This is a genomic window from Flavobacterium micromati, assembly GCF_900129585.1.
Taxonomy (GTDB): Bacteria; Bacteroidota; Bacteroidia; order Flavobacteriales; family Flavobacteriaceae; genus Flavobacterium; species Flavobacterium micromati.
Genome location: NZ_FQWF01000012.1, coordinates 46,408 through 58,513 on the forward strand (window position 1 = coordinate 46,408; position 12,106 = coordinate 58,513).

Sequence of the window (12,106 nt, forward strand, 5' to 3'; positions counted from 1 at the left end):
GTTGCAGGCAGATTAATTATTCCCTTGCTCCGCCGTTTGTTTGAAGTTTAACTTTTTAGAGAGGACGGATACCAAAGTCTCGTCGGCCTTCACCTTTTTTGTTCCGAATTTTGAATATTTTTTGTTAAACTCAGAAAGATCTTGGTATTGGATCGCGGATGCTGATGCGGTTTGGAATAACTCATTGTACTCTAATATCAAACCGGGTAAACCGCTGTACATATAGGGTCCGGCATTAGCGGGTACATCCTTTGTAAACCATACATATATTTCTGGGTTGTCTACCAAAACAGCTTTGCTGGCTTTGTATTTATTTATTGCTTTTTTCTCATTGGTAATGTTCCACTTTAGCGTATTAGCTTTTCCCTCAAAGCTAAATTCTTTACCCATAAATGTTTCCAGACCATGAATGACACCCTCTTTGTTCTTTATTGTAAAATTGACGTTCCCAACCGTGCTGATTCCATCTACCTCGTGAATCGAGTCAAGAACGAAAACGGACTCCCCTGTTTTTAAATTATGGTAAAGCGAATGGTACATTTTGTATTTCGAGATGTCATTGAGAACACCTGAAAATTTTTCGGGGTCGGTAATCTGCTTCTTCAACATTCCTATCATAAAATCGGAAACATTGTTGGTTACGTAAGAAACTTTTAAAACTTGTTTTTCACTTTGTTGCGCTTTGGCGACATGGATAAAAGAGATACTTAATAAAATTGCGAGCAATACTTTTGAATTTTTCATTATAATTGATTTTAAGATTAAAGATTATATTTGATTCCTATTATTAAATAATTTAAAGATGCATTACGAACTAGGTTTGAAACTAATCCGTTTTGAAGTGATAGTTGGGAATTGAATGCTGTGTTGTCGATAAAAGCGAATAGCTCCTCTAGGTGTCTACCGTCCAGACTTAAAATCATTTTCCCAATTGTATAAGTCATATTGAAATTAATATTGAAGCGTTTGAATACTTCTTCATTCAGTACGTTATACTCTTGAATAAAGGACAATTTTGAGTACCATTTTTCATTTTTGACCATTAATGCTAATGAATTGTTAAGGAAAGTGGATTTGAAAGCAAAATCATCAATAATATCTTCATTATAGGTAAACCGTGATGATATTCTGAAATTGAAAAGATTTTTCGAAATCGATTCAATTTTTAATGAGGGAGATATACCCTCTGAAAAAGCCGTTAGCCCATTTTGGTCAATCTGAATATTTGATTTTTTTACTTTTGCTTGAAAGTCAAGTTTGATAGGATAGTTTTGCTGTAAAAAGGTTTTAGAGAAACTACCGTTTAATTGATAGCTCTCCGAGATGTCTGTGGCAAAATAGGATAAGGTGGTAATTCCGTTTTCCTGAGCCACAAAACCCTTGGCAAGTTCATTTCGAGCATCATCATATGCCAATGCCATAGAGAAAGTCGTTCCGTCAAATAAGTTGTTGTAATTGTATCCAATTTCCAGATGATCGACCCTGCCGAGAATCGAGGGCAATTCAAGGTTACCTATTACAACTTGGTTGAAGGGCTGTATCGTATTTATTCCAGATTCCAAATCATTGAACACGGCTTTACGGCGATAGTCAAAAAAGAGGCGATTTAACCTGCTTTCGTAATTTAGATTGAACTCAATAGGATAGAACAAACGGGAACTATTCTGAAAACTAGAAACCTCTGTTTTCAGGGTGTTGATACCTATTTTAAATTCGTAATCAAATTTTTTAAAAATATTGTCCCCGTAAAATGCCAATGAGGTTGAGTAATCGTTGATGTGTCTTTTAATTTGTGTGGTCGGTGTGAATTCAATATCAATTTTCTCGTTTACACCCTTAAAGTCGCTGGAAATGGACGGCATAAAATAATTTGAAAGCTTCATATCCACATCAAAGGAGAAGGTCAAATCTTGTTTTTTGAATTTATTTTTCTGATCTTCTGAATTTATAATTACATCGTCATTCACGCTGAACCCATTGAATAATCTATCAAATTCATAAAAACCGCTAAAGGCCGTCTTAATAATTATACTTTTCGATAACTTACTGGCCAATCCAAACTTTCCAAAATTTGCTAGCACATTATTATCGTTTTTTGCAAGTGTGCTGCTCTTTCTGTTTTCTTGGATCAGTTGATTTTCTGAACTATTGGTGTTTTCAACATTTGTAAAATTGGAGTGAAAATCAAATGATGCTATGGTATTAGTAGAAATTTTTGTACTAGCGGACAACAACGCAATAATAGCATTAGATCTATAAATGCCTTCGATTTCGCTTCTGAGCAATGCCCTGTTATCAACGGTTGTTAAACTTTTGAAAAGGCTCTCGGTTCTGTTGGGAGCTATATGGTATATAGTTCCTGATATTTTTAGGTTAGATGTTTGTTTCCTAAAAGTCAGATCACTAGTTGTTAAGAAGTCCTTGGCCAAGTTTTCATTGGAAGAAAACAATGTGTTCAACCCTTGTATCATATATGGAGAAAGCGGTTGGCCATTTCCGATGAGCTTGTTTATTTCATCATAGTTAAAAGAAATATCCCCAATATTATTCGTGTTCGTTCTTAAAAATGTATTTATGTTCTTGGAAAAAAGAAATAACCTGCCATAAAAGGAATACTTGGCATCAATGCCATATTTTGCCGTTACTGAACCAGTTAGAATATTTTGGTTTAGATTGGAAGTAGCGATATTAAGAACGCTTTCTTGGCTTTCCTTGAAATTCAGGGTAAAATCTCCTTGGTAATTATTAATTACACTTATACCTTCAATTATTTTTTTCTCTATACTTTCAAGTGCTATTGTATTTTGATTTATGAAAGAAGCTTTGTTGTTAACTAAAATTTTCTCAATTGCCTTTCCATTATAAATGATACTCCCATTATCGCCTATCTTGAAATTGGGTATTTTCTCTAGAATTTCCTTCAAATTATTATCTTCGAAAAGATTCAGCTTTTCCAGATCCAAATTAACCGTGTCCTTCGGGATGTTGGGAGAAATCAATATTATTTCGTCCAATTGATTTACATTTTCCGTTAACTTAAAGTTGATAGTTAATTTATCTTTGGAAGCCTGGGCAGACGTAATGGTGTGATAAGTTGTAATATATCTAGGTTGACTTACTTCTAAGAAATACCCGTGCATAGTTTTTTTGTTTAGCTTATAGGCTCCAATTTCGTTGGTTGTGGTATATCCGATTATGGTACTGTCTTGTTCGTATAAAACTATTGTTGCGCCAGCCACAGGGTCATCTTGCAAATTGCTCACGAGGCCTGCTATTTCAAACGTTTGCCCGAAAACTACTGACAGTGGTAGAAGTAGAAAGAAAATGACGATGTGTGATAAAACAAGCTTCATAAATTTAACTATTATTTTTTATTACATTATACATTGTATAACGATGTATTTAGATAAAAAAAGCTATTTCCTTTTCATAGCCTTTAACAAAAATGTAATTAACAGATACAATAGCACCATACTAATTAACAGAACGGGTATAAACCAACTCCCTAATACCTCAATATCCCCCGGTCCGACATCGAGAATTCCTAGAGCAACGAACTTACCATCATTAATGTAGAGTCCAACTTGAGTTCCATATAAAATCTTTGTTATTATTAAAAACAAAAATGAGAATAAACATAGGTATAGTAAAGCGAAAAGTGAATAAACAAAGCCATTACCTATGTTCAGGAAAATTGCCTGGAAAATATGTTTAGGGTTGAACGTTTTGGTAGCCTGTATTAACTTTCGCTCTGCAACTAAAGGCTTTAAAAACACTTCCGGATCGCCTAAATTTTGGGTAATCTGTAACAAACGTTCGACCTCACTCTTATGTCCGTAACTTTGGAGTCCTTCGTAGATATGACTGTTGTATTCCATAAGTAAATCAATTTTATCACTTTTCGGCAAAACAGAAAGGGTTCTGTCAATTCTTCTGATATAACTGTGGTATATCTTTTCAGCTGATTTATCTTGAAAATTTATTTTTTTCATTAAATTATTTTATCGATTGACTCTTCTAGCTTCTTCCAATATTCAACCATTATCTTTAATGTTGAAATCCCATTGCCAGTAAGTTTATAATACTTTCGCGGAATTCCAGATTCTTGTTCTACCCATTTGGAGCTGACAAGATTTTCCTTTTTCAGCCTGTTCATCAATGGGTAGAGCGTCCCTTCAGCTATTTGAATATCCGTGAGCCTTCTTGTCTGCTCCATAAGTTCGAAACCATAATACTCGTTATCTCGAAGTATGTTCAGGAGTATAAAAGCTAAAGTGCCTTTTTTTACCTGAGACTCCCATCTTCTGACAAAATCGTCTTCCATTTCACAAATATAATACTTTATACATTGTTATACAATGTATAAAGGTGTTTTTTTTATTTACTATTTATGAAGAATTAATCGCCCTTTTCCAAATAAAATCGATTCTATTCTTTTAAATGACTTACTTAAACTATAATAATGCCCAAAAGCAATTAAGTTTAACACTATCATTATGGCTCCGAACATATAAAACTTCATTAGAACTGCTATACAAACATGTAATAAAAGAATTACACCAAGCATCCAATTGCGAATTTTAGGAACAAAAATTAAAAAGGGGTATAACAATTCTATCAAAACAGCAAAAGATAGTACCTTATATATCATTGGATATTCAGCAAGTACATTTGCAATCCCAATAAATTCCGGAGAAAATCTATTTATGACAAACCATACTGCATTTCCATCAAACCAATCCATGCCAAGTGTCTTGCCAAATCCTACAAAGAAGTAAACAAGGCATAAATGTATTTAGACGAACCGAATTGTAAAGCTGTATAACAAACTACCATATTTGACATTCAAAATTGTACTTAAGTTAAACATAACGTTCACAAACAATAAGAATGAAATAAAGTAGTCCGCACCGTATGAAAAAAGATAGCTAGAATTAATTAGTATTAAATGTCCAATCCATGACACTAAAGAAAAAACAAGGGGCTTGTATCGTAAAAAAACCAGTATGAAGCTTAACAGATAAATCGAGAATAAGGCTAGTATGATTGTGTTCTCACGAAAGTTTAAAAATTGCAGGCTTTCTGTAATCCATGAAATCCTTGGCTGATACCATTCTATGAACTTATCATTGATTTCTTTTTGAACAAAACCATCGCTACTGAATATTTCGTACATATCAGGGGAAATCATGGTAATGTTAATAATGCAATAAATACAAATAGCCCTTATATAATGGATTTTCTTCCCAAAATGTTCACTACTCTCAAATAAGAATTTGTTCAGTTTAGTAGTTGTCATAATTAACTTCTGTTTTTTCTGCTTACAGTATAACCGTGTATTTTTTCATTTACAACATTGTAACCATTTTTTTCTAGGTCTTGCAATGATTTGAATTTGTAGAAATCAAAGTACACATCGATTTTATCAATTTCATTATAATGGGTAAAATACCATTTGGAAAAAGATTTCAATATTGTATTCCTAAATTCATTGTCCTTGAAGTTCGATTCAAAAAAGAAACGCGCGGTTTTAAACTTTAAAGCAGTTTCATAGGAACTTAGTGGAATGTCTATCTGTTTCCCATTGGCCATAAATACTAAATTCATGTATTCATTGGACACATTGGGAGAAAAAAAGGAATATCCCCTATTGGTTCCTAAAAAAGAGGAATGAAACTTTAGTAAGGGTCTCGTAATCTCGACTGCGCTCGATTTGACAAAAATAGGATAGTTGTACCATTTATGTTTTGAATTTTTAGCTAAAAAGAATTGAAAATTGTCAGGTCGAGCGTCTTGGCATGATAATAATGAAACACGAAACGTTATTTGTAAGTCGCTCTTAATCCCGACTGCGCTCGATTTGACAAAATTAGGACAGTAATTTCAAAGACTATTTGGTACAAGCTTCCAATTAGAGTAATTCTAATACATTAATATTTGATTTGAATTTTTTGTTCATCTGAAGTTGGAGCCTTTCAAGAGAATATATGCATAACGCGGAAAGGAAATTGATAGTAAGAATGATAACCTTCAACTTTGAGTTTACCGAAATATACTTGTGCAATCCAGATTATTTGCAAATAAAATAAGTTCTAAACATTCTAATTTGACAGCTCGATTATTTTTTGTTTTCATTAGAGTCTTTTTCATAATTTTGCATCGCTTTCAAAATAATAGTTAGCACACCATCCAGATGAAAAATACTATCGTTGTTTCTTTAATTGTCCTTAGTTTTGTAGCTTGTAAAGATGCTAGCGCTGGGGAAAAAGATAAAATTAACCAAGCAAAAGACTTACTGGGAAACTGGGAAAATAAATCAGCTGACGGAACGCTTACTGAATCGTGGACGAAAGTAAATGATAGCACTTATCATGGTAGCTCTTATTTTATTAAAAATAAAGATACGCTACATTTTGAAGCGATAACGCTGCAGCAAAAAGCGGAAGAATTGACGTATCAATCTATTACAAAAGGACAAAAAAACGATAAGCCGGTTACTTTTAATCTTAAAGTTCTAGAAGAAAAGCAACTCGTTTTTGAAAATTTAAAAAATGATTATCCTCAAAAAATCATTTACAAGCAATTGTCAAAAAATAATGTGATTCTTGAAATTTCAGGCATTCAGCATGGTAAACCAAGTGCTGAAAAATATACAATGGTAAAATTAAAATAAATTGTTTGTACTTTTTGTCAAAAAATAATACCAAAACTTAATTTTCAAAAAGACACGAATTATAAAAATTATCATGAACTTTTTTAAAAAATATTTCTGACTTTAAGTAAACAAAATATTTTCTTATGCTTGTGAAAATAATTGCTTCTAGATCGTCAAATTTAGAAAAATTCTTAAAGAATTCATTTTTATTTCTAAGATTTAGTCCTGAAATTAAGTCGCGATAATTAGCCCTGATTGAAGTGGCATCCTCGAAGCGCAGCGAAGAGATACAGCGTAAAGCAGGACGAATCGTCACCGAATAAATAACTTTTCTGCTCCTAAAAAAACCTAAAAAATATATTTCGTTTATAACTCACCATGATTTACACTCGATTTCAATTTCTAATATGGTACTTTGCGACATTAAACAAATGATAAAATGAAGGTTTGTATTGCTGAAAAACCAAGTGTTGCGCGTGAAATTGCTTCTGTTTTAGGTGCAAATACCAAGCACGATGGCTATTTTGAAGGCAATGGTTATGTAGTGACCTATACTTTTGGGCATTTATGTACTTTGAAAGAACCTAATGATTACAAAGCGCATTGGAAAAGTTGGGATTTAAACAACTTGCCAATGCTACCTGATAAGTTTGAAACTAAAGTCGTCGCGAATTCTGGCATCCAAAAGCAATTCAAAATCATAAAAAGCCTATTTGACAAAGCTAACTTAGTCATCAACTGCGGGGATGCTGGACAAGAAGGCGAACTGATTCAACGCTGGGTGATGAACGAAGCAAAGTACAAGGGCGAGGTAAAACGCTTGTGGATTTCATCTCTGACGACCGAAGCCATAAAAGAGGGTTTTGAAAACTTAAAACCATCTTCTAATTATGATAATTTATACTATGCCGGATTTTCGAGAGCCATAGGTGACTGGTTACTTGGGATGAATGCAACGCGACTGTACACGGTAAAACATGGCGGATACAAACAAGTTTTGTCAGTGGGAAGAGTGCAAACGCCAACACTAGCAATGGTTGTAGATCGATTTAAGGAAATCGAAAATTTCAAACCTCAACCGTATTGGGAATTACAAACTCTATATCGAGATATTCTTTTTAACTACGAGGAAGGACGTTTTTTAAAGAAAGAAGATGGCGAACTCTTAGCTGACAAAGTCAAAGAAAGTGAATTCGAAATTGTCTCCGTCGAAAAAAAGAATGGCAATGAGTTTGCACCAAAATTGTTTGACTTAACAGGATTGCAGGTTTATTGCAATACAAAATTTGGCTTTTCGGCGGATGAAACACTAAAAATTGCACAAACACTATACGAACAGAAAGTGATTAGTTATCCAAGAGTCGATACGACTTTTTTACCAAATGATGTTTATCCAAAAGTAGCTGGGATTTTACAAAAGTTGACTAATTACGCTGAATTAGTTCAACCGCTATTGACTAAAAAGATAAAAAAATCTCCAAAGGTATTTAATGATAAAAAAGTTACGGATCACCACGCGATTATTCCAACAGGTATTCAAAATAAGTTGCAATACAATCAGCAACTCGTATATGATATTATAACAAAGCGTTTTATTGCTGTGTTTTACGATGACTGTTTAGTGGCGAACACTACGGTTACAGGAAAAGCGGCTGATGTTGCTTTTAAAACTACTGGAAAAGAAATTTTGAAAAAGGGATTTCGAGTTGTTTTCGAGACTTCGACTGTTACCAGTACCAATAGTAAAGAAAAAGAAGCGGATATTTTACCCAGTTTTGTTGTTGGCGAAAAAGGCCCGCACCAACCTTCATTCTTAGAAAAAGAAACAAAACCGCCGAATCAGTTTACAGAAGCTACGTTACTAAGAGCCATGGAAACGGCTGGTAAGCAAGTGGATGATGAGGATTTACGAGAACTGATGAAAGAAAATGGCATTGGACGACCATCGACACGCGCAAATATTATTGAAACGCTTTTTAGGAGACAGTATATTATTCGAAATAAAAAGCAAGTTTTACCAACTCCCACGGGAATTAAGTTGATAGATACGATTCAAAATGATTTGGTTAAATCAGCTGAATTAACTGGAACCTGGGAAAAGCAACTGAAAGACATTGAAAAAGGAACCTATAGCGCCGCTGCTTTTATCAATAATATGAAGCTAATGGTAGAAGGATTAGTAGCTGACGTAAGAAGTGAAACTACACACGCTAATATTTCACACACTGAAAATGTTTATAAAAAAGTAGTCATCGTTGAAAAAAAGAAGGTAGAGGGAATTTTGGCGCAAGCCTGTCCTAAATGTAAAAAAGCGAATCTAATCAAAGGAAAATCGGCTTTTGGATGCGCTAATTACAAGACGGGTTGTGACTTTATTTTACCTTATACGTTTGCAACAAAAAAAATATCAGAAAATCAGTATTTGCGTTTATTGCAAAAAGGCTCGACGGTTAATTTAAAAGACTTTAAAACAGATGCGGGACTTGTGGAAGGTTTGCTGCGCTTTGATCAGGATTTCAAAATTATATTGGAACCAAAAAAAACCACTTCTACTACTCCAATTAAAAAATCTGGATCCATTATGATTTGTCCTAAGTGTAAAAAAGGAACAATACTTAAAGGAAAAGCTGCGTATGGATGTAGTAATTACAAATTAGGTTGCGATTTTAAAGTTGCATTTACTACGGTTCGAGAGAAATTAGCAGACAAAAAGCCAACTGAAGAATTAGTACACAATATTCTCAAACAAAGTATTTAGTGAGTAATCATTAATTATGAAAGTAAATTTAAGTTAAAAAATAGTAACTACGATGCCATTATTGACCTTCAACAAAGCCTACATTGGCTTCTTACAAATTTAAAATGTTAAATCTTTAATTGCATTGTATTGACTTGTAATAATTTGATTCGTTTAAATTTTCATTATTAATATTTAGTCTAAATAAGCTTTGTCAATCCAAAAGGAGATTTTATATTTGCATCATTATTTTTAATCATTCCAAATAAAAATTATGAGCAATCAAATTAAACTTCTTTTCATTCTATTTTTTATATCAATTTTTGCGCAAGCACAAGAAACAGGCATTATAAAAGGTAAAATACTCTCAGCTGACGGATATCCTCTTTCAGAGATCGCAATTAAACTCGGCAAAGCTGCTACAACAGAAACTGATAATAGTGGCGAGTTTCACTTTAATGATTTTCCCGTGGGAAGTCACACCATCACTCTCGAAGGAGCTGGGATGAAAAGGCAATCTAAAGAAATTAAAGTGTATGCTAGTCAAACTAACTTCATAGAATTCAAATTAGTTGAGGATATTACTACGTTGAAAGAATTAGTTATCAAAATTAAGCAAAGCCCCAATAAGAAAAAATTAACCGTGTTGTCCGGTTTAAACATAAAAGCAATTGATTTGCCACAAAGTATCCAGATAATTGGGTCGGAAGTAATTGAGCAGCAACAAGCCGTAAGAATGAGCGATGTAATCCGCAACGTAAATGGCGTTTATGTTGGATCTGCACGCGGTGGAGCTCAGGAATCGTTTTGGTCCAGAGGTTATGACATGTCGGCTAATAATATGTTCAAAAACGGTTTTCGTTTTAATAATGGTTCGATTCCCGAGGTTTCCTCGCTAGAGCGAATTGAAGTTTTAAAAGGAAGTGCTGCTTTACTTTTTGGCAATGTAGCTCCAGGTGGAATTTTGAATATGGTTACTAAAAAGCCTTTATTTAAATCGGGAGGAGAAATCAGTATGCAACTAGGAAGCTATGCGTTCTATAAACCAACTATTGACGTTTATGGTGCACTAGACAAGAATATTGCGTACCGTTTTACAGGTTCTTATGAAAATTCAGCGAGTTTTAGGGACGTTGTAAAAAAAGAGCGTTACTACATTAATCCATCAGTACTTTTTAGAGCAACAGAAAAAACAGAAATAATCTTACAAGGAGATTATTTACATGACAATTGGACCCCCGATTTTGGATCGGGAATCATTGGGAAAACAATTGCCAATTTACCTAGAAACACTTATCTAGGCGCCACTTGGTCTAACGGTCAAACGAGGCAAGCCAGCGTTTCTGGATTAGTAAAACATGAATTTGATGAAAACTGGAAACTAAATTTGAATAGTTCATTTCAAAATTACGAGAGAGATTCGAAAGGAACAGAACGCGTGCAACCAAGCGCAAATGGAGATTGGAAAAGACCATTAGGACAAAATAGAAATTTAGAACAAATAATAGGTGAACAAATTAGTTTGCAAGGAAATTTTGATACTGGCAAAGTAAAACACCAATTGTTTACCGGTATAGATTTTGAAAACTCTTTTGCGCAAGCGTACACTTTTACTTTCTCACCAAATACTTATGGTAGCGGAAACATTTTTGACTTTGAAAATTTCAATCAAGGTGGTGCAATCCCAGAAAGTACAAATACCAGAATTGTGAAAACAGACACGAACCGTTTTGGAATATATGCGCAAGACTTGATCTCACTTACTGATCAATTCAAAGTATTAGCAGGAATTCGTTGGTCGTGGCAAGAAGCACAAGCAAAAACTAATGATCTATCTAAAAATCCTACCGTAATTATTGAAGCACCGAAAAGAATCGATCAGGCTTTTACGCCAAGATTAGGTTTAGTGTACCAACCAACAAAAGACCTATCAGTATTTGCGAGTTATGCAAATTCTTTCACGCCAAATACAGGAACAACAGTCGACTTAAAAGTTATTAAACCATCGTTAATTGATCAGTACGAAGTGGGAATCAAGAAAGATTTTTGGAGAGGAATGTTAACAACAAATATTACTTTGTACCAAATTGAGAATAGCAATCTAGCGCAAACTGCTGAATTCAATTCAAATGGTTTACCTAATATTGATTCTAGCATAAAAGTCCTTAGCGGATCAACAAAAAGTAAAGGTGTCGAAATAGACATAACTGCCAGACCTACAGAAGGATTAAATATAATTGCGGGCTACAGTTATAATGATATGCGATTTACAGAAACATCAGGATTAGAGGGTAGTTTTATAGAAGGAGATCGATTAGCCAGAACACCGGCCAACACTGCTAATTTAAGCTTTTTCTATACGGTGCCAACAGGAATTTTTGAGGGAATAGCAATAGGATCATCGACTAATTATATTGGACAACGTTTAGGCGGATGGAACAACCAGTTTAAAGCTATTGAGCCGAACGGTGTTTTTGATAGAGAAATTCCGCTTAATGATTATACAACCATAGATATTTCTGCTGGTTACGAGTGGAGTAAATTCTCTATTCTATGTAAATTATCGAATGTTACTAATGAATTGAATTATAATGTACATGAAAATTACAGTGTAAATCCAATTGCACCGCGTCAGGTTATGACTTCTTTAAGATATAAATTTTAAAATTTGTTAAAACATTAAGCATCTTTTTACAACCACTAAAAAGAGGAAA

At 33.9% G+C, this 12,106-nt stretch carries 8 protein-coding genes; 3 read left to right on the forward strand and 5 right to left on the reverse strand.

Features of this window, described 5'->3' with window-relative positions:
* Positions 1–12: 12 nt before the first annotated feature.
* The 5 genes from BUB42_RS13040 to BUB42_RS13065 form a co-directional block, all read right to left on the reverse strand.
* The gene (locus BUB42_RS13040) at positions 13–744 is read right to left on the reverse strand and encodes a GLPGLI family protein (RefSeq protein ID WP_073021156.1); all 732 of its coding nucleotides are present in this window, start codon (positions 742–744) and stop codon (positions 13–15) included.
* 17 nt (positions 745–761) lie between these two features.
* The gene (locus tag BUB42_RS13045) at positions 762–3,353 is read right to left on the reverse strand and encodes a carboxypeptidase-like regulatory domain-containing protein (protein WP_073021157.1); all 2,592 of its coding nucleotides are present in this window, start codon (positions 3,351–3,353) and stop codon (positions 762–764) included.
* Between the two features lie 63 nt (positions 3,354–3,416).
* Positions 3,417–3,992: an HAAS signaling domain-containing protein gene (locus tag BUB42_RS13050; protein WP_073021158.1), complete on the reverse strand. Its 576-nt coding sequence runs from the start codon at positions 3,990–3,992 to the stop codon at positions 3,417–3,419.
* The gene (locus tag BUB42_RS13055) at positions 3,992–4,324 is read right to left on the reverse strand and encodes a PadR family transcriptional regulator (protein WP_073021159.1); all 333 of its coding nucleotides are present in this window, start codon (positions 4,322–4,324) and stop codon (positions 3,992–3,994) included. Before BUB42_RS13055 ends, BUB42_RS13050 begins: the two co-directional genes overlap by 1 nt.
* A gap of 977 nt (positions 4,325–5,301) precedes the next feature.
* Positions 5,302–5,607: a hypothetical protein gene (locus tag BUB42_RS13065; protein ID WP_073021162.1), complete on the reverse strand. Its 306-nt coding sequence runs from the start codon at positions 5,605–5,607 to the stop codon at positions 5,302–5,304.
* 586 nt (positions 5,608–6,193) lie between these two features.
* Here BUB42_RS13065 and BUB42_RS13070 point away from each other — a divergent pair.
* From BUB42_RS13070 to BUB42_RS13080, 3 genes are all read left to right on the forward strand, one after another.
* A complete protein-coding gene (locus BUB42_RS13070) occupies positions 6,194–6,673 on the forward strand; it encodes a DUF6265 family protein (protein ID WP_073021164.1) in 480 nt (159 codons plus the stop codon).
* 421 nt (positions 6,674–7,094) lie between these two features.
* Positions 7,095–9,413: a DNA topoisomerase 3 gene (locus BUB42_RS13075; protein WP_073021166.1), complete on the forward strand. Its 2,319-nt coding sequence runs from the start codon at positions 7,095–7,097 to the stop codon at positions 9,411–9,413.
* 253 nt (positions 9,414–9,666) lie between these two features.
* Entirely contained in the window at positions 9,667–12,057 is a 2,391-nt protein-coding gene (locus BUB42_RS13080) for a TonB-dependent receptor (RefSeq protein ID WP_073021168.1), read from the forward strand.
* Positions 12,058–12,106: the final 49 nt, after the last annotated feature.